The following is a 23508-nucleotide window of genomic DNA, read 5'->3' on the forward strand; positions in this document are numbered from 1 at the left end:
AGTTTCGCCTTGCCGCCAGACCGGGAGGAGGCCGGGGCGCGCCCGGCCGCGGTCCTCATCGCAGGGCCCACCGCGTCGGGCAAGTCGGCGCTGGCCGCCCGGCTGGCGGAGCGTCACGGCGGCGTGGTGATCAACACCGATTCCATGCAGGTCTACGCGGACCTGCGCCGCCTGACCGCGCGGCCCGACCCGGACGAGGAGGCGCGCGTGCCCCACCGGCTCTACGGCCACGTCGACGGCGCCGTGAACTACTCCGCGGGGCACTTCTCGCGGGACGCGGCGGCGCTGCTGGCGACGCTCGGCGGGCGCCTGCCGGTCTTCGTCGGCGGCACCGGCCTGTACTTCCGGGCGCTGGAGCAGGGCTTCTCGGAGCTGCCGCCGGTGCCCGACGTCGTGCGGCAGCAGGTGCGGGACGCGGCCGAGGGCCGCCCGACCGAGGCGTTGCACGCCGAGCTCGGCCGGCACGATCCCGAGGGGGCCGCCCGCCTGCGGCCGAGCGACCGGATGCGGGTGATGCGCGCCCTGGAGATTTTTCTCGCGACCGGCCGCCCGATCGCGAGCTTCTACGGCGACCCGGTGCCGGGTCCGCTCGCCGGATGGAAACTCCAAAAAATCTTCCTGGCACCCGACCGCGCGGTGCTGCGGGCCCGGATCGACGCCCGCTTCCGGACCATGATCGCCGAGGGGGCGCTGGACGAGGTCGCCCGCCTGCGCGCGCGCGATCTCGACCCGATGCTGCCGGTGATGCGCGCCCACGGGGTGCCGGGCCTGATCGCCCACCTCGACGGGGCGATGAGCCTCGAAGCGGCGATCGTCCGGGGGCAGGCGGACACGCGGGCCTACGCCAAGCGCCAGGTCACGTGGTTCCGCCACCAGATGGGGGAGGCGTGGCGCTGGGTGGATCCGGAGGCGGCGGAGGTCGAGGCGCTGTTCTGAGGTGAGCGCCCGACCCGCCGGGCGAGCCCGGCGCGCCCGGCGCCGCGGCCGGTGCGGCCCCCTCTCGCGCGGGAGAGAGGGCCTGTCGCGTCCGTCTTGCCCGCGGTCCTCGGGCTCCGAAGGCTGAGAGCCCTCAGCGCTCCAGCCGCGCCACGAGGCTCGACGTGTCCCAGCGGTTGCCGCCCATGGCCTGCACCTCGGCGTAGAACTGGTCGACGAGGGCCGAGACCGGCAGCTTGGCGCCGTTGCGGCGGGCCTCGTCGAGCAGGATGCCGAGATCCTTGCGCATCCAGTCGACCGCGAAGCCGAAGTCGAACTTGCCCGCATTCATGGTCTTGCCGCGGTTCTCCATCTGCCAGGAGCCGGCGGCGCCCTTGGAGATCACGTCGAGCACCGCCTCGACGTCGAGGCCGGCGCGCTTGGCGAAGTGGACGCCCTCCGACAGGCCCTGGACGAGGCCGGCGATGCAGATCTGGTTGACCATCTTGGTGAGCTGGCCGGCGCCGGCCGGGCCCATCAGCCGGCAGGCGCGGGCGAAGGACCCGATCGCGCCCTCGACCTTGGCGTAGGTCGCCGCGTCGCCGCCGCACATCACGGTGAGCACGCCGTTCTCGGCGCCCGCCTGGCCGCCGGAGACCGGCGCGTCGATGAAGCCGAGCCCCTTGGCCTCGGCCGCCGCGGCGAGCTCCCGGGCGACCTCGGCGGAGGCCGTGGTGTGATCGACGAACACCGCGCCGGGCTTCATGCCGGCGAGCGCCCCGTCGTCGCCCAGCACGACGCTGCGCAGGTCGTCGTCGTTGCCCACGCAGGCGAACACGATCTCGGCGCCCTCGGCGGCCTGCCGGGGCGTGGGCGCGTGGGCGCCGCCGTAGGTCTTCACCCAGGCCTCGGCCTTCGGGGTGGTGCGGTTGTAGACGGTGACGTCGTGGCCACCCTTCTTGGCGAGGTGTCCGGCCATCGGGCCGCCCATCACGCCGAGACCCAGGAATGCGACCTTCGCCATTGTCGTGCGCTCCTCGCGGGCCCGACCGCGCCGGCGCCCTTCCATCTCCGACGGCGGGCGGCGACGGAGCTCGGCAGCCGGGCCGTGAAGGGGGTCGGGGCCGTGCCGGGGGACCCGATGTGACAGATTGGGCGTCGTGCCGCCGCCGACGCTGCATCACAGCTCGGATCGCTTGCGTCAACGGCGGACCAATAGGATAACCCGCCCGTGTAGCCCGGGACCACGAAGTCCCAGCCGGAGCCCCCCGCGCGTGGCCCCGCGCGCGAGGCGTTCGGTCAGGGAGTGGGACATGGGTTCGGCGATCGGCAGGCACGGGCCCTGGGCCCTCGTGGGGGCGCTCGGCGCCGCGGCGCTGGCGATCGTGGCGAGCCAGCGCGGCGAGACGATCAACGCCCTCTGGATCGTGGTCGCGGCGGTCTGCGTCTACCTCATCGCCTACCGCTACTATTCCCAGTTCATCGCCGACAAGGTGATGCGGCTCGACCCGAAGCGCGCGACCCCCGCGGTGCGCCACAACGACGGGCTCGACTACGTGCCCACCAACCGCGGCGTCCTGTTCGGCCACCACTTCGCGGCGATCGCGGGCGCGGGCCCGCTGGTCGGCCCGGTGCTCGCCGCCCAGATGGGCTACCTGCCCGGCATGCTGTGGATCCTGGCCGGCGTGGTCCTCGCGGGCGCCGTGCAGGACTTCATGGTCCTGTTCGTGTCGATGCGCCGGGACGGCCGCTCGCTCGGCGAGCTGATCCGGGCCGAGCTCGGCACCGTGCCGGGCATCATCGCCCTGTTCGGCACCTTCCTGATCATGGTGATCCTGCTCGCCGTGCTGGCGCTGATCGTCGTCAAGGCGCTGGCCGAGAGCCCCTGGGGCACCTTCACGGTGATGTCGACGATCCCGATCGCCATGCTGATGGGCGTCTATTCCCGCTACATCCGCCCGGGCAAGATCGGCGAGGTCTCGATCCTCGGCTTCGTCCTGCTGATGCTCGCCATCGTCGCCGGCGGCTCGGTGGCGGCGAGCCCGGTCTGGGGGCCGGCCTTCACCTTCACGGGCCCGCAGCTCTGCTGGATGCTGATCGGCTACGGCTTCGTGGCGTCGATCCTGCCGGTCTGGCTGCTGCTGGCCCCGCGCGACTACCTGTCGACCTTCCTCAAGATCGGCACCATCGTGGGCCTCGCGCTCGGCATCGCCTTCGTGGCGCCGCACATGCAGATGCCGGCGGTCACCAAGTTCGTGGATGGCACCGGCCCGGTCTGGGCGGGCAGCCTGTTCCCGTTCCTGTTCATCACCATCGCCTGCGGCGCGGTCTCGGGCTTCCACGCCCTGATCTCGTCGGGCACCACCCCGAAGCTGATCGCCAGCGAGTCCGACGCCCGCTTCATCGGCTACGGCGGCATGCTGATGGAATCCTTCGTGGCGATCATGGCGCTGGTCTCGGCCTGCGTGATCGACCCGGGCGTCTACTTCACCATGAACTCGCCCGCGGCCCTCGTCGGCACGACGCCCGAGACCGCCGCCGCCGCGGTGACCAAGCTCGGCTTCGCCACGACGCCGGAGGTCATCACCCAGACCGCCGCCGACGTCGGCGAGCACACGATCATCTCGCGGGCCGGCGGCGCGCCGACCCTCGCGGTCGGCATGGCCCACATCATCTCGTCCGCCATCGGCGGCAAGGCGATGATGGCCTTCTGGTACCACTTCGCGATCCTGTTCGAGGCGCTGTTCATCCTCACGGCGGTGGACGCGGGCACCCGCGCCTGCCGGTTCATGGTGCAGGATCTCGTCGCCTTGGCGATCCCGTCGTTCAAGAACACCACGTCGTGGGGGCCGAGCATCGCGGCGACCGCCATCTCGGTGGGGGCCTGGGGCTACTTCCTTTACCAGGGCGTGACCGACCCGCTGGGCGGCATCAACACCCTGTGGCCGCTCTTCGGCATCTCGAACCAGATGCTGGCCGCGGTGGCGCTGACCCTCTGCACGGTGGTGATCTTCAAGATGAAGCGCGAGCGCTACGCGTTCGTGACCATCATCCCCACCGCGTGGCTGTGCATCTGCACCCTCACGGCCGGCTGGCAGAAGATCTTCTCGGCCGACCCGAAGATCGGCTTCCTGGCCCACGCCGAGCGCTACGCGGCCGCCGCCGCCGAGGGCAAGATCCTGGCACCGGCCAAGAACGCCGACCAGATGAGCCAGATCATCCTCAACGACCGGATCGACGCGGTGCTGGCGGCCCTGTTCATCGGCCTCGTCGTCGCCATCGCGGGCTTCGGCATCGCCGCCTGCGTGAAGGCGTGGCGCGCGGACCGCTGGACCGCGCTGGAGACCGAGCCGCACATGGTCCCGGCGGAGTAGGAGGTCCCATGCTGCCGTCGTCGAACCTGCGGGACCGGATCCGGACGCTGTCCAAGTGCGTCTGCGACGGCGCCCGCCTGATGGTCGGGCAGGGGGACTACGCGGCCTATGCCGAGCATGTCCGCCGCACCCATCCCGACCAGGCGCCGATGAGCGAGGTGGAGTTCTTCCGCAACCGGGAGAACGCCCGCTTCGGGGTCGGCAACACCGCGGGCTTCCGCTGCTGCTGACAGGCGGCCGGTGAGCTTGGTCGTCCTTGCTTCGCTGCGCGCGCGATGACGGCGGCGTGTCCTCGCCGCGGACCGGGCCCCGCTCGCTGCGCGGACCCGATCGGGCCCGGCCGGCGTTCTCCACGCCGGAGGGCCGCCCGGCCCTCGCCAGATGCGGAAGGCCGATGACCGACCAGAGCGTGCAGGACCCGATCGAGCCCCGGGCCGTCAACATCGCCCATGCCTGGGAGCGGGCCTACTGGGCGCGCCGGTTCATGGTCCCGGTGGAGCAGGTCGAGGCCGCCGTGGCGGCGGTCGGCGACGATCCGGCCCGCGTGGCCGCCCATCTCGGGCGGGACTGGCCGGGCCACGAGCCCGCCACCTGATCCCGCCGCGCGAGGACTAGTCCTCCGCGATCCCGGGCTTAAGCTCGGCCGCATCTTGACTCCGCCGCCACAATATCCGCCATCTCAGGCCCGACGGGAGGTCGGCATGAGCATTTTCCAGGACGCCATCCTTCGGTTCGGCCGCACGATCATGTCGTACGCGGGCGACGCGGTCTTCCTGCAGGCCGCGGTCTCGTCCGCCGCCAACGTCATCGTGGCCGATGGCGACGTGGGCGAGGAGGAGATCGAGTCGGCGATCACCGGCATCCGCGCCAACCCGATCCTCGAGAAATCCTACGACACGCTGCGCGTCGAGCAGGAGCTCTACGAGGCGATCACCCGGGCCAAGACCCGGGCCGGGCGGCTGGAGAACCTGCGCCATGTCGGCGCCATCGCGGATCGGCCGATCGAGCAGCGCCAGGACGTGTTCCTGATCGGCGCGGACGTGGCCGATATCGACGGCATCAGCGAGGTCGAGCACAAGGCGCTCGACGAGATCGCCGGGGCGCTGCAGGTCGACAAGTCCGCCCTGCTGCGCTGATCCGGCCGGCCCGTCGCCCGGCAGACCCCGGGACGGCGCGCCGGGAACGCTCTCCCCGTCCGGCACCCGCATCCCGAGGTGACGCGGCCCGGCCCGCCGTGCCGGGTCTTCGCGGACGCCGGCACGGGCGCGAGGCCGCCGCCATCCCGAACCTGCGGCGACGCGGCCCGTCCCTTGCCTGACCGGACGTGATAGCGAAACAGTCCGGGTTTAGCCGGTGAGCCGGTATACAACGCGGAGTTGCCGGCCCGGGGCCGGACGGCGGAGACCGCATGGGCCTCGTCCTCTACGCGCTCAAGTTCCGGATCACGACCTACGTGCTCGCGGTCCTGATGATGCTCGGCGGCGTCGGGGCGATCGTCGTCGCGCCGAAGGACGTGCTGCCGGTCGTCGACATCCCGGTCGTCGTGGTGGTCTGGACCTATACCGGCCTCTCGGCGCCGGAGATGGAACAGCGCATCACGACCTACGCCGAGTACGGCATCTCCAACAACGTCAACAACATCCGCCGCATGGAGTCGACGACGCTCCAGGGCACGGCGGTGCAGCGGATCTACTTCGAACCCACCGTCAGCCTCAATCTCGCCATCGCCCAGGTGGTGTCCTCGACCAACTCGATCCGTGCCGTGATGCCCCCCGGCACGCAGCCGCCGGTGATCGTGCGCTACTCCGCCTCCTCGGTGCCGGTGATCCAGCTCGCCCTGACCTCGGCCAAGGAGAGCCTCAATCAGGTCTACGACTACGCCCAGTACCGGATCCGCCAGACCCTGGCGCAGGTCCCGGGCTCGACCCTGCCGTCACCCTTCGGCGGCGCGCCCCGGCAGATCATGGTCGACCTCGACCTCAACGCCCTCCAGGCGCTCGGCCTGACGCCGCTCGACGTCACCAACGCCATGACGGCCCAGAACCTGACCGTGCCGTCCGGCCTCGCCAAGATCGGCGAGCAGCAGTACCCCGTCCAGCTCAACGGCACCCCGCCGTCGATCGAGACCCTGAACCTCGCGCCGATCAAGGTGGTGGCCGGCCAGCCCGTGCTGGTGCGCGACGTCGCCTACGTCCGCGACGGCGGCCCGCCGCAGGTCAACGTGGTCAGTTCCGACGGCCAGCAGGCCGTGCTGATGCAGATCATCAAGAACGGCAACGCCTCGACCCTGAGCGTGGTCAACAACGTCAAGGCGGCGATGCCGACGATCCGCGCCGCCGCGCCCGAGGGGCTGGCGATCAAGCCGCTCTTCGACCAGTCGGTCTACGTCTCGAACGCCATCGAGGGGGTGCTCCACGAGGCGCTGACCGCGGCGGCCCTGACCGGCCTCGCCATCCTGCTGTTCCTCGGCTCCTGGCGCTCGACGATCATCGTGCTGATCTCGATCCCGCTCTGCGTCATGACCTCGCTCGCCGTGCTGGCGGCGCTCGGCGAGACCATCAACGTGATGACGCTGGGCGGCCTGGCGCTCGCGGTCGGCATCCTGGTGGACGACGCCACGGTGGCGATCGAGAACACCTACCGGCTGTTCGAGGAGGGCGAGGAGTTCCGCGAGAGCGTGGTCCACGGCGCCGCCGGCATCGCCAAGCCGGCGCTGATCTCGACGCTCGCGATCTGCGCGGCCTTCACGGCCGTGTTCGCGCTCACCGACACGCCGAAATACCTGTTCACCCCGCAGGCGCTCGCGGTCGTGTTCGCGATGCTGACCTCCTACCTGCTGTCGCGGACCCTGGTGCCCCTCCTGATCGACGTGATCGTGGCGCCGGAATACCGCCGGAAGCACGCCAAGGACCGGGACGCGCACCATGACGCGCACCCGGCGCAGCTCGCGGCGCCCCGGCGGGGCCGGATCGCCCGGGCCGTCGGCCTCGTGGGCGCCCCCGCGCTGCGGCTCGCCGGCCGGATCCACGGCGCGTTCGAGCGCGGCTTCGCGCGGTTCCACCGGGGCTATGTCGGGCTGCTCCACGCGGTGCTGCGCCACCGCGTCGTCACCGTGGGCGCCGTCGGCGGCGTGCTCGGCATGACCGGCGTGCTGTTCGTCTTCGTCGGCCAGGACTACTTCCCGCAGATCGAGGCGAGCCAGATGACCATGCATCTGCGCACCCGCGTCGGCATGCGCATCGAGACCGCCCGGCAGGTCTTCGCCGAGGTCGAGGACACCGTCCGCGAGGTGATCCCGGCGGGTGAGGTCGACCAGATCCTCCAGAACATCGGCCTGCCGTCGAACAACTACAACTTCGCGTTCTCGGACGGCTCGTTCGTCTCCTACAATGACGGGCAGATGCTGATCAGCCTGAAGGAGGGGCACGGCCCGGTGGCGGGCTACATGAAGCGCCTGCGCGAGGTGCTCATGAAGCGCTTCCCCGACGTGGTCGTCTACTTCCAGCCCGCCGACATGATCACCCAGATCCTGAACTTCGGCGTCCTCACGCCGATCGACGTGCAGGTCTCCGGTCGGCACAAGGAGAAGGACCTGGAGGTCGCCCAGCGCATCGTGCAGCGGCTGAAGCACACGAAGGGCCTCGTCGACGTCCACCTGCAGCAGATCGTCAACGAGCCGCAATTCTACGTCGACGTCGATCGGCGCCTCGCCTCCGAACTCGGCCTGACCGAGCAGCAGGTGGCGCAGAACATGAACATCTCGCTGTCCGGCAGCTACCAGGTCACGCCGAACTTCTGGCCGGACCCGAAGACCGGCATCCCCTACCAGCTCTGGGTGCAGACGCCCGAGTACCGCAACAGCTCGCTCACCGACCTGCGCAACACGCCGATGTTCGTGCGCGCCGCCGCGACCTCCGGCTCCGGCCCCGGGGTGCTGACCCTGCTGTCGAGCCTCGCGGACATCCGCCGGACGCCGACGCAGACCATGATCAGCCACGTCAACATCCAGCCGACCTTCGACATCTTCGCCTCGGTGCAGGACCGGGACCTCGGCTCGGTCGCCCGCGAGATCGACGCGATCGTCGAGGACGAGCAGAAGAACCTCGAGGCGCCGGACAAGATCGTCGTCCGCGGCCAGATCGAGAACATGCGCTCGGCCTTCCTCCGCCTGGAGATCGGCCTCGGCATCGCGCTGATCGCCGTCTACCTGCTGATGGCGGTGAACTACCAGAGCTGGGGTGACCCGTTCGTGGTGATCGCCGCCCTGCCGATGGCGTTCTGCGGCATCACCTTCGCGCTGTTCGTGACCGGGACGCCGTTCTCGATCCCGTCGATCTTCGGGGCGATCATGTCGGTGGGCATCGCCTCGGCGAACTCGATCCTGCTCGTGACCTTCGCCAAGGAGCACCGGGAGGCGACGGGCTGCGGCGCCCTGGAGGCGGCGATCACCGCGGGCGAGACCCGGCTGCGGCCGGTGCTGATGACCGCCTCGGCGATGTTTCTGGGCCTCATCCCGATGGCCTTGGGCACCGGCGAGGGCGGCGAGCAGAACGCCGCGCTCGCCCGCGCGGTCATGGGCGGCATCGCCTTCGCGACGCCCGCGACGTTGCTGCTGGTGCCGTTCCTCTACGTGCTGATGCGCGGCGGCCCGGCGCAGCCGGTGCAGGATTACCTGGAGCCGGAGGGGCGGCCGGCGACCGCATAGGGGACCGCGGCGTCCGCTGCGGCTCCCTCCCCGGGGGGAGGGGCGCACTCCGGATCCCTACCCCTCCTTGAACCCGTATTCCGGGGTGTCGTCGTCGTTGCCGTAGTACTTGTACGGCAGGAACTTGCCCGACATGGTGAGCTTCACGCGGTCGCCCTTGTTGTTGGCCTCGCGGGCCATGTCCATGTTGAAGTCGATCGCCGACATGATGCCGTCGCCGAACTCCTCCTGGATCAGCTCCTTGAAGGTCGTGCCGTACACCATCACCAGTTCGTAGAACCGGTAGATCAGCGGGTCGGTGGGCGGCATGGACGGGATCGAGCCGCGATAGGGCGGCTCGTTCAGCATCCGCTCCTCCGCGGCGGTGAGGCCGAAGAGCTCGGCCGCCCGCTTGGCCTGGGCCTTCGGCAGCTTCATCTGGCCCATGCAGGCCGCGGTGATCAGGAACGGCGACAGGCCGCCGATCTCCTCGTGGATGTGCTTCCAGCTCCACCCCTTCTCGCGCTTGATGTCGAGAAGCTTCTCGGTGAGGTCTTCGCGCTTCATCGTCGGCTCCCGGAGTTCGATCTGCGATGGGTCCGGTGAGGCCGCGCGCTCCGCGGCCCCACCCACCCGATGCGGGTGCACGTCCGGATCGCGACCGGTGAGGGGGAACGGTCGCGTCCGGACGCGGACATCCGCCGGGCATCGTCGCGGCGTGGCTTCGGGAGCGGCGCCGGCCGACGGGCGGACAGGCTCTCTCGGCAAACGGTATGCCAGTCTGTTTCCCGGGGAAATCGCGCGAGATGACAACGCGTTGGCGCGGCAGACGTCGCTCACGACATCTCGTCGAAAACGAGATATCGTGAGCGGATGACGACATTTCGTGAGCCCGGCGCCGCGGGAACCTTCGGGCCGGTCTTCGAGGCGAGTCCCGATCCCATGCTGGTCCTCGCGCCCGAGGAGGACCGGGTCGCGGACGCCAACCCGGCGGCGGCGCGCCTCCTCGGCTACGGCCGGCCGGCGCTGCGCGGCGCGCGGGCCAGCGCCCTGTTCCCGGGCCAGCGCCCGGCCCTCACGGTCTTCACCGAGGCCGTCCTGGCCAAGGGGCACTGGTGGACCCGGACGCTGGCGCTGCGCGACGCGGCCGGCCGCGACCTGCGGGTCGAGACGGCGGCCTACCCGCTCCCCGGCGACGCGATGCGCCTCCTCGTGACCCTGGCGGACCCGGACACGCTCCACCGCCGCCAGGTCGACGGCGAGGCCGAGGCCCACATGCGCGCCGGCCTCTCCGAGTGGCAGCGCGTGGAGCGCATCTTCCGCGACATCGAGCGCGGCAACCAGCTGATCCTGCGCGCGGCCGGGGAGGGGATCTACGGCGTCAACGCGGAGGGCGTGACCACCTTCGTCAACCCGGCCGCCGCGCGCATGCTCGGCTGCGAGGCCGGCGACCTCGTCGGCCGGGACATGCACGCCGCCGTGCACCACACCCGCCCGGACGGCAGCCACTACCCCCACCGCGACTGCCCGATCTACGCGGCCTTCCGGGACGGGATCGTCCACCAAGTCGATCACGAGGTCTTCTGGCGCGCCGACGGGACCTCCTTCCCGGTCGAGTACACCTCGACGCCGATCCGCGACCGGGGGCGCCTGCTCGGCGCCGTCATCGTGTTCCGCGACATCAGCCAGCGCCGGGAGGCCGAGGCCCGCCTGACGAGCGCGCTCGCGGAGGTCGACTCGCTCCGGGAGCGCCTCGAGCTGGAGAACGCGTACCTGAAGGAGGAGATCCGGGCCGAGCGCCAGCACCTGGGCATCATCGGCCGCTCGCCCGCCATCGCGGCGACGCTCCGGCAGGTCGACCGCGTCGCCGCCACCGACGCCACCGTGCTGATCACCGGCGAATCCGGCACCGGCAAGGAGCTGATCGCCCGGGCGATCCACGAGGCCAGCCGCCGCAGCGCCCGCCCGATGATCCGCGTCAACTGCGCGGCCATCCCCCGCGAGCTGTTCGAGAGCGAGTTCTTCGGCCACGCCAAGGGCAGCTTCACCGGGGCGCTGCGCGACCGTGTCGGCCGGTTCGAACTCGCCGACGGCGGCACGCTGTTCCTCGACGAGGTCGGCGAGATCCCCCTCGATCTCCAGGGCAAGCTGCTGCGCGTCCTGCAGGAGCGCTCGTTCGAGCGGGTCGGCGAGGCGCGCACCCGGGCGGTGGACGTGCGCGTGGTCGCGGCCACCAACCGGGACCTGCGCGCCGAGATCCGGGCGGGCCGCTTCCGGGAGGACCTCTACTTCCGCCTCAACGTCTTCCCGATCCAGGCGCGGCCCCTGCGCGAGCGGCCCGAGGACATCCCGCCCATCGCCCAGCACCTGCTCCGGGTCGCCGCGCGCCGCCTCACCGTCCCGGAGCCGCGCCTCACGGAGGGGGATGTCCGCCGTCTCTGCCGCTATCCCTGGCCCGGCAATGTCCGGGAACTGGAGAACGTGATCGAGCGGGCGGTGATCCTCTCCGCCCGGGGCCGCCTCCGCCTCGACCTGCCCGACGGGGAGGCGGCCGGGCCCGCCGACGCGGCCGCCCCGGCCGCTCCGCCGGATGGCCGGCCCGCCACCGAGGCCGAGCGCCGGGCGCGCGACCGCGCCGAGATCGTCGCGGCCCTGGCGCTGGCGGGCGGACGGATCTCCGGGCCGGGCGGCGCGGCCGCGCTCCTCGGCCTGCGGCCGACGACGCTGGCCTCGCGGATCAAGGCCCACGGGATCCCGCGCGGCTGATCCGGCCACCCCTTGATCCGATCTTAAGGTCGCTGTGCCAACGATCGCGCCGGGCCTTCCCCGCGGAGGCGCAGCGTCTCCGACCGATGCAGGACCTCTCCGATCCCGTCACCCTCTCGGCCGGCGCCGTCCTGTTCGACGAGGGGTCGATCGGGCACTGCGCCTACCTGATCCTGAGCGGCCGCATCGCGATCTTCCGGCGGCGCGACGGCGGAGAGGCCGTGCTCGCCCGGCGCGGGGCCGGCGAGATCTTCGGCGAGATGGCGATCCTCGACGCCCTCCCGCGCTCCGCGGGCGCGCGTGCCGAGGCGGATTGCGTGCTCGTCCCCGTGAGCGCGGCGCAGATCCAACAGCGGCTCGCCGGCGCCGACCCGATCCTGCGCCTCTGCCTCGAGGGGCTCATCGCCCGGTTCCGCGAGACCCTGCCGCGCCTCGGGCCGGCCGTGGCGGAGGGGCCTCCGGCGCCGCTGTCGCCCTCCGCCCGCGCCGATTTCGACGCGACGGTCGCGTCCCTCGCGCAGGAGCGCGCCCTGCGGCGGGCCCTGGCCCGGGACGAGTTCGCGCTGTTCCTGCAGCCGATCGTGCGGCTCGCCACCGGGCGGCTCGCCGGCTTCGAGGCCCTGATCCGCTGGCACGATCCCGAGCGCGGGCTCGTGGCGCCCGCGTCCTTCATCCCGGCCGCCGAGGCGAACGGCCTGATCCTCGCGATCACCGCCTGGGTGATCGACGCGATCGGCCGGATCGTGCCCCGGATCCTGCAGGCCGGCCTCCAAGCCCCCGCCGCCGTCGAGCCGTCCCTGTTCGTGAGCTTCAACGTCACGGCCCAGGACCTCGCCCGGTCGGACATCCCCACCCTGATCGACGCGATGCTGCGCCGGACCGGCATCGCGCCCGACGCCCTCAAGCTCGAGATCACCGAGAGCGCGCTGATGCAGGATCCGGCCGGGGCAGCGGCCGCCCTCGCGCGCTGCCGCGCCGCCGGCCTCGGCATCGCGGTGGACGATTTCGGCACCGGCTACTCCTCGCTCAGCCATCTCAGCACCCTGCCGATCACCACGCTGAAGGTGGACCGGGCCTTCGTCCGGGCGATGCTGGCGGAGCCGCGCGATCGCCGGATCGTCCAGACCATCCTGCGGCTCGCCGAGGAGATCGGCGTGGTGGCGGTCGCGGAGGGCATCGAGGGCCGCGCCGAGGCGGAGGCCCTCGCCGCCCTGGGCTGCGACCTGGGCCAGGGCTACCATTTCGGCCGCCCGATGCCGGAGGCCGACGCCCTCGCGGCGGCGGCGGCCTGGAACGCCGAGGCGTGGCGCGTCGGGCTGCCCCGAGGGACCGGCCAGGGCCGGCCGAGGGTCCGCGCCCAGGGCTGAGGGATTTGGGGGGCCCGGCGCGGTCTTTCGCCGTCTCCGCGAGCGTGCTTTCGATGCACCGGGCGGGCGGGAAGCGCGCGGTTCCGGGCGGAAACGCTTGCATCCGGTGCGTGTTTTCGGACCATGCGTCTTCGGGTCTCGGAGGCGGGCTTTGGGCGGAGACGAGCGGGACGGGCAGATGACCGAAGAGGCGGCGGGGGCATCCGCGCGGCCGGCGCCCTGGGAATTCGTGCTGCCGGAGGAGACGGCCACCGAGGATCTCGGCCTGTTTCTCTCCGAGTTCCTGATGCCCGGGGACGTGGTGGCTTTGTCCGGAGGGCTGGGCGGCGGCAAGACCACGCTCGCCCGCGCCATCATCCGCGAGCTCGCCGGCGACGCGCGCCTGGAGGTGCCGAGCCCGACCTTCACGCTGATCCAGCCCTACGCGGCCCGCGACGGCCGGCCGATCGTCCACGCCGACCTGTACCGGCTGCGCGATCCCGACGAGCTGGTGGAACTCGGCTTCGACGAGATGGCCGAGGGCGCGATCACCCTGGTCGAGTGGCCCGACCGGATGCCGCCCCGCGACGGCCCGGTCCTGACCGTGGACCTGTCCCTGCGGGCGGAGTTCGGCCCCGAGGCGCGTCTCGCCCGGATCGACGGCGCCGGCGGCATGCGCGCCCGCCTCGACCGGGCCCGCGCGGTGCGCCGCCTCCTCGACCGCAGCGGCTGGGACATCGCCGAGCGGACCCTGATGCAGGGGGACGCCTCCTCTCGCGCTTACGAGCGCCTGACCAAGCCCGACGGCACCAGCGCCGTGCTGATGATCGCGCCGCCGCGGCCCGACGGGCCGCCGGTGCGGGACGGCAAGCCCTACAGCGCGATCGTGCACCTCGCCGAGAGCGTCCACGCCTTCGTGGCCCTCGACCGGGGCCTGCGGGCGCTCGGCTTCTCGGCCCCGAAGATCTACGGCGAGGACCTGACCGAGGGCCTGCTGATCCTGGAGGATCTCGGCAGCGAGCCGGTGGTCGAGGGGGGCGCTCCGCGGCCCGAGCGCTACGCCGAGGCCGTGCGCGTGCTGGCCAAGCTCCACGCCAACCCGCTTCCCCCGGTCCTGCCCGTGGCCGAGGGGACCGAGCACAGGCTGCCGCCCTACGACATGGAGGCGCTGCTGTTCGAGGCGGAGCTGATGCCCGAATGGTACGTCCCGGCGATCCGGAACGTCAGCCTGTCGGCGGAGGCGCGGGCGGCCTTCGTCGACCTGTGGCGGGCGGCGCTCCAGGGCGCGATCCCGGACCGGCCGACCTGGACCCTGCGCGACTACCATTCCCCGAACCTGATCTGGCTGCCCGAGCGCGACGGTCTGGAGCGGGTCGGGCTGATCGACTTCCAGGACGCCGTCATGGGCCACCCGGCCTACGACGTCGCCTCGCTGCTGCAGGATGCCCGGGTCGATTCCAGCGCGGAGTTCGAGCTGCGGCTCCTCGGCCTCTATGCCCGCGAGCGCCGCGGCCGGGACCCGACCTTCGACGTCGGCGCCTTCGCCACCGCCTACGCGCTGCTGGCGGCCCAGCGGGCCACCAAGATCCTCGGCATCTTCGCGCGCCTCGACCGGCGCGACGGCAAGCCCGGCTACCTCGCCCACCTGCCGCGGATCGAGGGCTACCTCGCCCGCAACCTCGCCCATCCGGCGCTCGCCGGTCTGCGGGCCTGGCACGCGGACCATCTGCCGGGCCTCGTCGCCCCGGCGCCCGACCCCTGACCACCGGATTCCCGACCGCATGAGCGATCCCAGCCCCGCCGTCAGCCGCGCCTTCGTCCTGGCCGCGGGCCTGGGCAAGCGCATGCGGCCGGTGACCGCCACCGTGCCGAAACCCCTGGTGGAGGTGTCCGGCAAGGCCCTGCTCGACCACGCCCTCGACCGGGTCGCCGAGGCCGGGATCGGGAGCGCAATCGTCAACGTCCACTACCTCGCCGACCTGATCGAGGGGCACCTCGCGCGCCGGGCCGAGGGGGCGGCCCCGGGACCGGCCACGACCGTCTCCGACGAGCGCGCGGCGCTGCTGGAGACGGGCGGCGGCATCCGCAAGGCGCTGCCGCTCCTGGGCGACGCGCCGTTCGTGGTGCTGAACTCGGATTCGTTCTGGCTCGAGGGGCCGGCCTCCAACCTGCGCCGGCTGATCGAGACCTGGGACGGGGACCGCATGGACGGCCTGCTGCTGGTGGCGCCGACCGCCACCAGCCTCGGCTACGAGGGCGCCGGGGATTTCGTGATGGATCCGGACGGCCGCCTGGAGCGCCGCGGCGAGCGCGCGGTGGCGCCGTTCATCTACGCGGGGGTGGCGATCCTCACGCCGGGCCTCTTCGCCGACACGCCGGAGGGGGCGTTCTCGCTCAACCTGCTGTTCGACCGGGCGATCGCGGCGGGGCGGCTGTTCGGGATGCGGCTCGACGGCCAGTGGCTGCATGTCGGCACGCCGGAGGCGATCCGGGCCGCGGAGGAGCGCGTCCGCGCGAGCGCCCGGGCCCCGTAGAGAGCCGGATCCGGGGCACGACGCGCGGAGCGCGAAGTCCTTGTCCGAAGTGTCTTGCCAAGCCGGATCTGAGCCTCTAGAAGCCCCTTCACACCGGCGGGCCGAGAGCACGCCGCCGTGTCAGGCGCCCGTAGCTCAGCTGGATAGAGCACCAGACTACGAATCTGGGGGTCAGAGGTTCGAATCCTTTCGGGCGCGCCATTCCCATTTCACCGCTAAAAACATCCGCTAAGACCTTGAACGGCAAGGTCAAATTTGCGGTTCTAAATCCTTCCCCGCGCTTGTAGCGAAGCCGGTCGGCGAAGGTGAGTTTGAGCACCGCGCGGCGGTCCTCGATCCGGCCTGTACTCCATAGATTCCAAGGACTTGCGATGAACGCCAAGGCGGTTCTAAGTCGCAAGTCGAAGCTGCCCTTCGGAGCCGCGCCGGAGGCGATCTTTTCGCTTAGGAGCAGCTTCTCGTTCTCCAGGCGTTGCAGCTTTTCTTCGAGCGCTCGCACCACCGCTGGGACGCTCGTTTCGACGATGCGGTCCACCAGCTGATCGACCTGCTTGTCGATCTGGGCGAGGCCAGCTTGGAGCGCCTTCGTCTCAGCCGCCACATTCTTTTGCTTGCGCGCCCACAGCTCCTTCATCATCGCCGTCGCGGCTTGGAACAGCTGCGGCCGGGGCTGGGCGCTTTTCAGGATCGCCTCGAAGTCGCCCTCGATGACATCGCGCCGGATCGCCTTGCCGTAGCTGGCACAGGCTTTCCGGGGACATTGGTAATAGGGATGGCGTTTGCGCTGACTGCTGCCGCTCGTGGACCAGCAGGCGGTCAGAGGACCATCACAGTCGTCGCAGATCACGAACCCACGCAGCGGGAAATCGACGCTGAGGTCGGTGCGGTAGGTCGAGCGCAGACCGTTGAGGCGGTCCTGGATGCGCTGATGCGTGTCCAGGCTGATGAGCGCTTCGTGGTGGCCCTTGCGGCGAGGAATGTCCCACTTCGGCGCTTCGACATAGCCCGCATAGATTGGGTTGCGGAGCATGTCGCCTACGCGCTGATGGGGAACCTTACCGTTCTTGGGTTTGGGGTAGGAGGGATGCTCCTCCAGGAAGCGGACGACATCGGCCTGGGATTCAAATCGGCCTGAAGCGTAGCCTTCGAGCGCTTCAACGACGATCGAGGCGGCGGGCTCATCGCGAACCAGCACCCTGCCGTTCAAGCCGGAGACGCGTCCGAAGCGATAGCCGCTCGGCGCGCAGAACACGGCGAAGCCGTTCTGAAGCCGCGACTTCATACGGTTCAGCGTTTGCTCAGCGTTGTTGACGCGGTGATAGTCCGCGAACGCGACCGTTACGTTCTCCATCAGCCGAGACGAAGAACGCCCATCGAGAACACCCGCAGGCGTCTCCAGCAGCGCCCCGGTATTGGCGATCGCGCGGCGAAGGTCGGCATGGAGATAAAAATCGCGCGTGAAGCGGTCGAGGTGATCGATTAGAATGCGGTAGCGGTTCTTCTTATCGCCAGCTACGAAGGCGATCATATCGCGAAGGCCGGGGCGCTGGCTCTCGCTGCCCGTCAGCTTGTCGCGGAACACTTCTACAATCTGATAGCCGCAGCGCGCGGCATATTCACGAAGGCGCGTCTCCTGCGAGGCAAGGCCATCGCCCTCACGGTCCTGCTTCTTGCTGGAAATCCGGCAGTAAATCACGGCAAGAGTCTGCTGGCTCGTTGCCCTTCTTGTTGTTCGTGTTGTCATGTGCCGGTCTCCTTGAAGCTGAATGTGTTCTCCTGTGTCGGTTCGTTATTCTACCGGAGCCGAATCATCTTCGAGGCATTCGGTCAGATTGGCGACAATCTGCCCCCAGGTTTCTGGAGGAACGTCGAGTTCGACGAAGCAACGCACAATATCCCATAGCGTGCGTAGCAGCTCGGCTTCCTGGGCTTCCCCTAAGTCAATGCCATCGAGATAGGGACGATAAGCGTCCAGGTCGAAATCGGCCATTGATACGGTGGCCGCTTCTTTTGTGATCCGCTCAGAAAAGCGGTGTTCGTCGTCCATTGCCATGGCCGTCCTCCTTCTTTGTTGCTGGGCGGGAAGAAGTACATGATACGCCACAAGAAGGTTTAATGCAAGAATATATTCCTAGAAGCATGTCGTGAACTTAGGGATCACCTTTGCTCCAAGGGCAAAGCTTCCCCGTTTGGCTGTGCGATCCCATTCGCAAGCCTTTATTTGGTCCGGTTATCTTACTTCACAGCAACCGCTGTCTTATGACTATACAACGAGGCTGCTGACTAAAAAGTGCATCATCCTCCAAGGCATTCCCAGCCTGGTACATCAGAGTATGGTCGCTGCGGTGACGGAGACAAGCCTAAGCGGCAAACGCTCGTGATCCGACGCTAAGCTTGACCGCTTGCAAGTGCCGGTCAGCGGCTCCGGCGCTCTATCCTGACCGGACGCCTGCGGCCCTACAGCGCTAGGGGGCGCGGGCCTCCGGCGTCCTATCGTCGGAGAAATGGGGATTCACAGCGCGGCTTTTCGCGGTAGAATCTGCATCCGATCACTAGGAGCGGCCAGAATGACCGCGAGACCGGATCACCAGTCCGCCGCCGAGACCTGGCGCGGAAGCTGGATCAATTTCTATCAATACCGAGGCGGGCAATCGCATCTCGGACTTATAATTTCCGCCACGCGCGAGGAAGCCGACAAGGTGCGGGCGGTTTGGTTCGAGGGTGTGGTAGAACGAGCCAAACTCGGCCTGGTAATGGCGGTATGGGTTCCGACCAGGGAGCCTTACGAGATCATCGGCAAATTCGAGCGTCGGATTGCCGACGATCACCCGAGCGTCGCAAAAGCAAAGAACTGCATTTTCTCTACCGCCATTCCTCACGAGTTGCTGTGATGGAGAGGCGCAAGATGACGGACGCCGAACTGTTTGAAATCTTCGCAGACTTGCGAATTCTGGCGAGCAATATTCTCGGGTTCCGCGTTCTGGCCGAGGATGATACCGCCTCGGAGATTGGCCGTATCATGGCTCAATCGCAGATATATTCCGGTTCGGTCGATCTAGCGAAATTGGTTTGCCGCATCGCCGCAGCTTTACAGGCCCGCACCGAGGAGGGTTGAACGGATGGGCACGCTCCAACCGGATGGACGCGTCCCGCGCTATACCTGGTCGCTCTTATGGGTGAGAAAACGGATCGAGGCGCACCGCAGGGCTGCAGAGTTCGAGAGCGGCCGCCGGGCCGAGTTTCACGCGGCACAAGCCGATCTATGGGACTGGCACAACAGAAGCTTCCTTGACCGCGATGCACCCCTGAATGTCAGGGTTCTCGACTTCTACCGGCCGCCGCCGCCAGAAGCCCCTTGCTGAAAGGACCGGCTACTTTGTCCCAAGGATCGGAAGCCACAGAGCTAGGGCTGCGAGTGTCGCCAGCAGCACAGGGGGCGTGATGACGAGGCCGACCTTCATGTACTGGCCCCAGGTGATCTTCTGGCCCTTGGTTTCGAGCACATGCAGCCAGAGCAGCGTTGCGAGGCTGCCGATCGGTGTGAATTTCGGTCCGAGGTCGCAGCCGATCACGTTGGCATAGACCATCAATTCGCGGGTCAGCGGCGCCAGGTCCGAAGCTTGCTGAATTGAGAGAGCCCCGATCAACACGCTCGGCATGTTGTTCATGACTGAGGACAAGATCGCGGCGGCAAAGCCGGTTCCGATCGTCGCTGCGACCGGACCGTGACCGGCAAGCCAGACCAGACCCTTCGCCAGCTCGTCGGTCAGCCCGGCATTTCGCAGGCCGTACACAACCAGGTACATGCCGAGGCTGAAGAGAACGATCTGCCAGGGCGCACCCGTCAGAACCTTCCTAATCGGGATGACACGGCCGCGAATGGCGAGGCCGAGCAGAACGGCAGCGCCGGCACATGTGACGGCCGACACCGGGACGCCGAACGGCGCGGTGAGGAAGTAGGCCAGCAGCAGCACACCAAGGAGCGGGAAGGCGGCTCGGAACACGACCGGATCGCGGATCGCATCGCGCGGTGGTTCCAGCTCATCGACCGGATAGCGCGTAGGCACGGCTTTTCGGAAATACGCCCACAGCACAATCAGAGTCGCGGCGAGAGAAACGAGGTTCACCGGAACCATCACGGCGGCATAGCGCCCGAACGTCACGTCAAAGTAATTGGCCGAGACGATGTTGACGAGGTTCGAGATCACGAGCGGCAGACTGGTCGAGTCCGCGACGAACCCGCAGGCGATGATGAAGGCGAGAGCGGCACTCGGCTTGAAGTTCAGCCTCAGCAGGATCGCCAGCACGATCGGGGTCAGCAGTAGCGCAGCGCCGTCATTGGCGAACACGGCCGCAATGGCCGCGCCGAGCAGAATGACCAGAGGGAAGAGAAGTCGGCCCCTGCCGCCGCCCCACCTTGCAATATGCAAAGCCGCCCAATGGAAGAAACCCGCCTCATCGAGCAAAAGCGAGATGATGATGAGGGCGACGAAGGTGAAAGTGGCATCCCAGACGATATGCCAGACGACCGGGATATCGCTGAGATGGATGACGCCGAGAGCTAGAGCGACGGCTGCGCCGATCAGAGCGCTCCATCCGATCCCGAGACCTTTGGGTTGCCAGATGACGAACACGAGAGTGACAAGGAAGATGACAAGCGCGAGCATTGAGAACTTTTCTTGTTATGGGTTGGCTGTCTGAGCGGAGGAGACGCGGCAGCCGCTCTCATCTACGACGCGTTCGCCGTCTTCTTTGGTGAACGCTCCGCGCTGCCTAGGAAGAAGGTCCAGCGCAGCTTCAGAGGGTCGGCAGAGACGCACGCCTAGCGGGGTGACGACAAGCGGGCGGTTTATCAGGATCGGGTGCGCCTCGATCGCATCGAGCAGTTGCTCGTCCGTCAGCTTCGGATCGGAAAGACCCAGCTCCGCGTATGGCGTGCCTTTCTCGCGCAGGACCCCGCGCACCGACAGGCCTGCGCGTTCCAGGAGCTGCACAAGCAGCGCTCTCGCCGGAGGCGTTTTCAAGTACTCAATCACATGCGGCTCGATCCCGGCATTGCGGATCATCGCCAGCGTGTTGCGGGACGTGCCGCAGTCCGGATTATGGTAGATAATAACGTCCATCATGCGACCTCCGGACGGGGCGACGTTGCGCCTTCCAGCTGGCCGATCTCGCGGACCTTGGCCGATAGCGCCACCTGGTCGAGGCTCGCGACCGGCAACGCAACGAAGGCGGCAATCCGGTTCTTGAGGAAGCGCTGCGCAGTGATGAAGGCCGCCTTGCGCTGCATTTCGCTGCCCTCGGCGGCGGCGGGGTCTTCGATGCCCCAATGCGCCGTAACAGGCTGGCCCGGCCAGAAGGGGCAGGTCTCTCCGGCTGCGTTGTCACAGACGGTGAAAACGAAATTCATCACCGGAGCACCCGGCACGGCGAACTCGTCCCACGATTTCGAGCGCAGCCCGTCCGTTGGGTAATCAGTTTCGGCAAGCGTCTGCAGCGCGAGCGGATGCGGCTCGCCCTTGGGCTGGCTGCCTGCTGAAAACGCCCGGAAGCGACCCTGCCCATCCTTGTTGAGCATGGCTTCGGCAAGAATCGATCGGGCCGAATTGCCGGTGCATAGGAACAGGACGTTGTAGACGCGATCAGGCATGGGCTGTGTCTCCATCTGGAATGCAAAGGCAGGCGGCAAGGGCTTCGACAGCCGGAGCGCAGACTTCCGGGCGTCCTTGGCAGCAATCGCGCATCAGGAATTGGATAAGGCTGGACAGCGGATCGTAGGCGGCGCTGTAGATGATCGAGCGGCCTTCCCGGCGAGACTGGATCAGTCCGGCGTGGCTCAATTCCTTGACATGGAACGACAGGTTGGTGCCGGACACGCCGACCTCGTTCGCGAGCGCACCGGCTGACAAGCCGTCCGGCCCAGCGGTTACGAGCGCCCGCACGATGCGCAGACGGTGTTCCTGGCCGAGCGCCGCGAAGGCGGAGACCGCTTGCCGTTCGTCCATCATTGGTGCAATATCTCAATCATTGTTGAAATGTAGATGAAAGAGACGCCTTGGACAAGCCCGATCAATCCTTCGCAGATGGAACGCCGAACCTTTCAGAGGCGCACTTCGAGACCCCGACAAGCGAGCGCCTTGGCGCAATGAAGCCGTTCGAGCACGCGCCCCGCTTCTTGATTTTGTATGGCTCCCTGCGCGAGCGGTCTTTCAGCCGCTTCCTCGCATACGAGGCCGCCCGTCTGCTCGAAGCCATGGGCGGTAAGGTGCGGATTTACGATGCGCACGGCCTTCCATTGCCCGATGACACGACCGCCGATCACCCGAAGGTGCAGGAACTTCGCAATCTTTCAATCTGGTCCGAGGGTCAGGTGTGGGTGAGCCCCGAGCGGCATGGCAATCTGACAGGCGTCATGAAAAGCCAGATCGATTGGCTCCCGCTTTCCGAGGGCAGCGTGCGACCGACACAGGGCCGGACCCTTGCCGTCATGCAGGTGTCTGGCGGTTCGCAGAGTTTCAACGCCGTGAACGCGCTACGCGTGCTCGGGCGGTGGATGCGGATGATCACGATCCCGAACCAATCTTCGGTGCCAATGGCCTACAAGGAGTTCGATGATGCAGGCCGTATGAAGCCGGGGCCGCTATACGATCGCGTTGTGGACGTGTGTGAGGAGCTGATGAAATTTACGCTGCTTACCCGCGAGCGGGCAGATTACCTTGTGGATCGCTATAGCGAGCGAAAAGAGCGGGAGCCCAATCGTTTAAAGGCCGTGGCAGCCGATATCGGCTTCGTCAAACGCTAGCTCAGATATGGCTGTCCGTATCCATCCGCTGATGCAGGACGCGGATCACGTCGATCCCGGCATCCGTCCGCCGGTAAAATATGAAATGCGATCCAACGCGATATTTTAGATATCCGGCTCGAACCTCGACAGCACGGCCGATCTTTGCGCCGTTGGCCAGTTCCGTCGCAGCGTTGACGATGTCCTGATGATAGCGGTCTGCCTGATCCGCCGACCATTGCCCAACCGTGTACCGCCAGATTTCTTCCAGGTCCGAACGGGCGAGGGGTGTGAACCTGGCGCGGGCGCTATTGCCCATGCTTCGCCCGCATCTCCGTTAGAAATGCGGGACTGTCGAGTTCTTCCGCAGGGCCGGACTCTTCGCCAGCAATGAGGGCGGCTTGAAGCGCGGCGACCTTGGCTTCCCGCTCTTCCAACAAGCGAAGGCCTGCGCGCACCACGTCACTGGCGGAACCGTAGCGGCCGCCTTCAACCTGCCGGTCGATGAACTGGGCGAAATGGTCTCCAAGCGAGATCGATGTGTTCCGTGCCATGCTGATACCTCTGTCTCAAGTATATACCAATTTTTGGTACAGGGCGAGAGACTTGCTCGCGGAGTGGCTGGAACGGCCGTGGGATCGGATCGTTCGCAGAGCAAAGGAGACCCCATGGCACACGACGACAGCTTCACCCTCGATCAGGCGATCACGGCGCAAAAGGCGCTGCGCTCATCCCTCGGCATGAAGGAAGAGGTGTTCGAAGCGCCCGAGTTCGTAGGCATGATCAGCGACGAGATCGAGCAGCACCGCAAGGCAGGTAAGACCGACCAGGAGATTGCGGCGATCATCAACCAGGCGACCGGCAAGGGCATCACAGCCGAGGCGATTGCGGAGCATTATGCAAGCCCGGAACAGCGCCACCCGCACGGCGGATAGACGGCATCGGCGGAACCAGGCGTGACCCAAAAAGGGCAGCGGAAGAGGCCGGAGCTAGTTCCGAAAATCGCAGGGAAGGCCGTTACCGCGACGTGCAAGATGTGCGGTGTAATACACCGCAATCTTGGCAAGGGGACCGCTGCGCGCCCCCGTTGCATCCCCCACGCAGTGGC

General features: G+C 68.2%; 23 protein-coding genes, 1 tRNA gene and 1 pseudogene. 15 read left to right on the forward strand and 10 right to left on the reverse strand.

The window, feature by feature from the left end:
* Nucleotides 1-9 precede the first annotated feature (9 nt).
* Complete coding sequence (gene miaA / locus LXM90_RS02965) at nucleotides 10-936, forward strand: tRNA (adenosine(37)-N6)-dimethylallyltransferase MiaA (protein WP_020091285.1); 927 nt, start codon at nucleotides 10-12, stop codon at nucleotides 934-936.
* A gap of 133 nt (nucleotides 937-1069) precedes the next feature.
* Here the strand turns inward: miaA and LXM90_RS02970 are convergent, their stop codons facing one another.
* A complete protein-coding gene (locus LXM90_RS02970; RefSeq protein WP_020091284.1) occupies nucleotides 1070-1939 on the reverse strand; it encodes an NAD(P)-dependent oxidoreductase in 870 nt (289 codons plus the stop codon).
* A 289-nt stretch (nucleotides 1940-2228) separates the two neighbouring features.
* On the opposite strand from LXM90_RS02970, the gene LXM90_RS02975 reads away from it, so the two are divergent.
* The 5 genes from LXM90_RS02975 to LXM90_RS02995 all read left to right on the forward strand — a co-directional run bounded on the left by LXM90_RS02975 (nucleotide 2229) and on the right by LXM90_RS02995 (nucleotide 8994).
* Nucleotides 2229-4289 carry a carbon starvation CstA family protein gene (locus LXM90_RS02975; RefSeq protein WP_020091283.1) on the forward strand — a complete coding sequence of 687 codons (2061 nt, stop codon included), beginning with the start codon at nucleotides 2229-2231 and terminating at the stop codon, nucleotides 4287-4289.
* Between the two features lie 8 nt (nucleotides 4290-4297).
* Nucleotides 4298-4519 (forward strand): YbdD/YjiX family protein, encoded by a 222-nt coding sequence (locus tag LXM90_RS02980; protein ID WP_020091282.1) that lies wholly within the window; start codon nucleotides 4298-4300, stop codon nucleotides 4517-4519.
* Nucleotides 4520-4683: 164 nt separating this feature from the next.
* Entirely contained in the window at nucleotides 4684-4884 is a 201-nt protein-coding gene (locus tag LXM90_RS02985) for a DUF3606 domain-containing protein (protein ID WP_020091281.1), read from the forward strand.
* A 106-nt stretch (nucleotides 4885-4990) separates the two neighbouring features.
* The gene (locus tag LXM90_RS02990; protein WP_020091280.1) at nucleotides 4991-5425 is read left to right on the forward strand and encodes a tellurite resistance TerB family protein; all 435 of its coding nucleotides are present in this window, start codon (nucleotides 4991-4993) and stop codon (nucleotides 5423-5425) included.
* Between the two features lie 272 nt (nucleotides 5426-5697).
* Nucleotides 5698-8994: an efflux RND transporter permease subunit gene (locus LXM90_RS02995; RefSeq protein WP_234081687.1), complete on the forward strand. Its 3297-nt coding sequence runs from the start codon at nucleotides 5698-5700 to the stop codon at nucleotides 8992-8994.
* Between the two features lie 57 nt (nucleotides 8995-9051).
* On the opposite strand, the gene cynS is transcribed toward LXM90_RS02995, so the two are convergent.
* On the reverse strand, nucleotides 9052-9540 hold the full coding sequence (gene cynS / locus LXM90_RS03000; RefSeq protein WP_012321458.1) for a cyanase: 489 nt from the start codon (nucleotides 9538-9540) through the stop codon (nucleotides 9052-9054).
* Nucleotides 9541-9846: 306 nt separating this feature from the next.
* Here cynS and LXM90_RS03005 point away from each other — a divergent pair, with 306 nt between their 5' ends.
* The 5 genes from LXM90_RS03005 (at nucleotide 9847) to LXM90_RS03025 (ending at nucleotide 15820) form a co-directional block, all read left to right on the forward strand.
* Complete coding sequence (locus LXM90_RS03005) at nucleotides 9847-11739, forward strand: sigma 54-interacting transcriptional regulator (RefSeq protein WP_267965781.1); 1893 nt, start codon at nucleotides 9847-9849, stop codon at nucleotides 11737-11739.
* Between the two features lie 86 nt (nucleotides 11740-11825).
* Nucleotides 11826-13106, forward strand: coding sequence for an EAL domain-containing protein (locus LXM90_RS03010; protein WP_234081689.1), 1281 nt, complete (start codon nucleotides 11826-11828; stop codon nucleotides 13104-13106).
* A gap of 178 nt (nucleotides 13107-13284) precedes the next feature.
* Nucleotides 13285-14847, forward strand: a complete 1563-nt coding sequence (gene tsaE / locus LXM90_RS03015) for a tRNA (adenosine(37)-N6)-threonylcarbamoyltransferase complex ATPase subunit type 1 TsaE (RefSeq protein ID WP_234081692.1) — start codon at nucleotides 13285-13287, stop codon at nucleotides 14845-14847.
* 19 nt (nucleotides 14848-14866) lie between these two features.
* A complete protein-coding gene (locus LXM90_RS03020; protein ID WP_020091274.1) occupies nucleotides 14867-15619 on the forward strand; it encodes a nucleotidyltransferase family protein in 753 nt (250 codons plus the stop codon).
* A 124-nt stretch (nucleotides 15620-15743) separates the two neighbouring features.
* Nucleotides 15744-15820, forward strand: a tRNA-Arg gene (locus LXM90_RS03025).
* Nucleotides 15821-16370: 550 nt separating this feature from the next.
* On the opposite strand, the pseudogene LXM90_RS32085 reads toward LXM90_RS03025, so the two are convergent.
* Both LXM90_RS32085 and LXM90_RS03035 read right to left on the reverse strand, forming a co-directional pair.
* Nucleotides 16371-17363: pseudogene (locus LXM90_RS32085) on the reverse strand (recombinase family protein); the annotation flags it as partial.
* Nucleotides 17364-17408: 45 nt separating this feature from the next.
* Nucleotides 17409-17672, reverse strand: coding sequence for a hypothetical protein (locus LXM90_RS03035; protein ID WP_234081697.1), 264 nt, complete (start codon nucleotides 17670-17672; stop codon nucleotides 17409-17411).
* Nucleotides 17673-18186: 514 nt separating this feature from the next.
* Between LXM90_RS03035 and LXM90_RS03040 the strand changes: the two genes are divergently transcribed.
* Nucleotides 18187-18510: a hypothetical protein gene (locus LXM90_RS03040; protein WP_234081699.1), complete on the forward strand. Its 324-nt coding sequence runs from the start codon at nucleotides 18187-18189 to the stop codon at nucleotides 18508-18510.
* A 14-nt stretch (nucleotides 18511-18524) separates the two neighbouring features.
* Nucleotides 18525-18734 (forward strand): hypothetical protein, encoded by a 210-nt coding sequence (locus LXM90_RS03045; RefSeq protein WP_234081702.1) that lies wholly within the window; start codon nucleotides 18525-18527, stop codon nucleotides 18732-18734.
* Nucleotides 18735-18990: 256 nt separating this feature from the next.
* On the opposite strand, the gene LXM90_RS03050 is transcribed toward LXM90_RS03045, so the two are convergent.
* From LXM90_RS03050 to LXM90_RS03065, 4 genes are read right to left on the reverse strand one after another with little or no spacing between them, the layout of a single operon-like run.
* Nucleotides 18991-20286, reverse strand: coding sequence for an arsenic transporter (locus LXM90_RS03050; protein WP_234081704.1), 1296 nt, complete (start codon nucleotides 20284-20286; stop codon nucleotides 18991-18993).
* A gap of 15 nt (nucleotides 20287-20301) precedes the next feature.
* Nucleotides 20302-20742 carry an arsenate reductase (glutaredoxin) gene (gene arsC / locus LXM90_RS03055; protein WP_234082924.1) on the reverse strand — a complete coding sequence of 147 codons (441 nt, stop codon included), beginning with the start codon at nucleotides 20740-20742 and terminating at the stop codon, nucleotides 20302-20304.
* The gene (locus LXM90_RS03060; protein ID WP_234081707.1) at nucleotides 20742-21269 is read right to left on the reverse strand and encodes an arsenate reductase ArsC; all 528 of its coding nucleotides are present in this window, start codon (nucleotides 21267-21269) and stop codon (nucleotides 20742-20744) included. The genes arsC and LXM90_RS03060 overlap by 1 nt, the downstream gene beginning before the upstream one ends.
* Complete coding sequence (locus tag LXM90_RS03065) at nucleotides 21262-21624, reverse strand: ArsR/SmtB family transcription factor (RefSeq protein ID WP_234082927.1); 363 nt, start codon at nucleotides 21622-21624, stop codon at nucleotides 21262-21264. The genes LXM90_RS03060 and LXM90_RS03065 overlap by 8 nt, the downstream gene beginning before the upstream one ends.
* A gap of 50 nt (nucleotides 21625-21674) precedes the next feature.
* Between LXM90_RS03065 and arsH the strand changes: the two genes are divergently transcribed.
* A complete protein-coding gene (arsH, locus tag LXM90_RS03070; RefSeq protein WP_234081708.1) occupies nucleotides 21675-22421 on the forward strand; it encodes an arsenical resistance protein ArsH in 747 nt (248 codons plus the stop codon).
* 1 nt (nucleotide 22422) lies between these two features.
* Here arsH and LXM90_RS03075 read toward each other — a convergent pair whose 3' ends face one another.
* Both LXM90_RS03075 and LXM90_RS03080 read right to left on the reverse strand, forming a co-directional pair.
* Nucleotides 22423-22719, reverse strand: a complete 297-nt coding sequence (locus LXM90_RS03075; protein ID WP_234081710.1) for a type II toxin-antitoxin system RelE/ParE family toxin — start codon at nucleotides 22717-22719, stop codon at nucleotides 22423-22425.
* Entirely contained in the window at nucleotides 22709-22954 is a 246-nt protein-coding gene (locus LXM90_RS03080) for a type II toxin-antitoxin system ParD family antitoxin (protein ID WP_234081712.1), read from the reverse strand. The genes LXM90_RS03075 and LXM90_RS03080 overlap by 11 nt, the downstream gene beginning before the upstream one ends.
* A gap of 114 nt (nucleotides 22955-23068) precedes the next feature.
* Between LXM90_RS03080 and LXM90_RS03085 the strand changes: the two genes are divergently transcribed.
* Nucleotides 23069-23335, forward strand: a complete 267-nt coding sequence (locus LXM90_RS03085; protein ID WP_234081714.1) for a hypothetical protein — start codon at nucleotides 23069-23071, stop codon at nucleotides 23333-23335.
* Nucleotides 23336-23508 lie beyond the last annotated feature (173 nt).

The sequence above is a fragment of the Methylobacterium oryzae genome (assembly GCF_021398735.1).
Classification (GTDB): domain Bacteria; phylum Pseudomonadota; class Alphaproteobacteria; order Rhizobiales; family Beijerinckiaceae; genus Methylobacterium.

Coding starts and splice junctions, on each gene's coding strand:
- LXM90_RS03010 (WP_234081689.1), top strand. CDS start 11,826: ATGCAGGACCTCTCCGATCCCGTCACCCTCTCGGCCGGCGCCGTCCTG.
- LXM90_RS03035 (WP_234081697.1), bottom strand. CDS start 17,672: ATGGCAATGGACGACGAACACCGCTTTTCTGAGCGGATCACAAAAGAA.
- cynS (WP_012321458.1), bottom strand. CDS start 9,540: ATGAAGCGCGAAGACCTCACCGAGAAGCTTCTCGACATCAAGCGCGAG.
- LXM90_RS03080 (WP_234081712.1), bottom strand. CDS start 22,954: ATGGCACGGAACACATCGATCTCGCTTGGAGACCATTTCGCCCAGTTC.
- LXM90_RS03050 (WP_234081704.1), bottom strand. CDS start 20,286: ATGCTCGCGCTTGTCATCTTCCTTGTCACTCTCGTGTTCGTCATCTGG.
- tsaE (WP_234081692.1), top strand. CDS start 13,285: ATGACCGAAGAGGCGGCGGGGGCATCCGCGCGGCCGGCGCCCTGGGAA.
- LXM90_RS02980 (WP_020091282.1), top strand. CDS start 4,298: ATGCTGCCGTCGTCGAACCTGCGGGACCGGATCCGGACGCTGTCCAAG.
- LXM90_RS03065 (WP_234082927.1), bottom strand. CDS start 21,624: ATGGACGAACGGCAAGCGGTCTCCGCCTTCGCGGCGCTCGGCCAGGAA.
- LXM90_RS02990 (WP_020091280.1), top strand. CDS start 4,991: ATGAGCATTTTCCAGGACGCCATCCTTCGGTTCGGCCGCACGATCATG.
- LXM90_RS03075 (WP_234081710.1), bottom strand. CDS start 22,719: ATGGGCAATAGCGCCCGCGCCAGGTTCACACCCCTCGCCCGTTCGGAC.
- LXM90_RS03045 (WP_234081702.1), top strand. CDS start 18,525: ATGACGGACGCCGAACTGTTTGAAATCTTCGCAGACTTGCGAATTCTG.
- LXM90_RS02970 (WP_020091284.1), bottom strand. CDS start 1,939: ATGGCGAAGGTCGCATTCCTGGGTCTCGGCGTGATGGGCGGCCCGATG.
- LXM90_RS03060 (WP_234081707.1), bottom strand. CDS start 21,269: ATGCCTGATCGCGTCTACAACGTCCTGTTCCTATGCACCGGCAATTCG.
- LXM90_RS03020 (WP_020091274.1), top strand. CDS start 14,867: ATGAGCGATCCCAGCCCCGCCGTCAGCCGCGCCTTCGTCCTGGCCGCG.
- LXM90_RS03040 (WP_234081699.1), top strand. CDS start 18,187: ATGACCGCGAGACCGGATCACCAGTCCGCCGCCGAGACCTGGCGCGGA.
- LXM90_RS02985 (WP_020091281.1), top strand. CDS start 4,684: ATGACCGACCAGAGCGTGCAGGACCCGATCGAGCCCCGGGCCGTCAAC.
- arsC (WP_234082924.1), bottom strand. CDS start 20,742: ATGGACGTTATTATCTACCATAATCCGGACTGCGGCACGTCCCGCAAC.
- LXM90_RS03005 (WP_267965781.1), top strand. CDS start 9,847: ATGACGACATTTCGTGAGCCCGGCGCCGCGGGAACCTTCGGGCCGGTC.
- LXM90_RS02995 (WP_234081687.1), top strand. CDS start 5,698: ATGGGCCTCGTCCTCTACGCGCTCAAGTTCCGGATCACGACCTACGTG.
- LXM90_RS03085 (WP_234081714.1), top strand. CDS start 23,069: ATGGCACACGACGACAGCTTCACCCTCGATCAGGCGATCACGGCGCAA.
- LXM90_RS02975 (WP_020091283.1), top strand. CDS start 2,229: ATGGGTTCGGCGATCGGCAGGCACGGGCCCTGGGCCCTCGTGGGGGCG.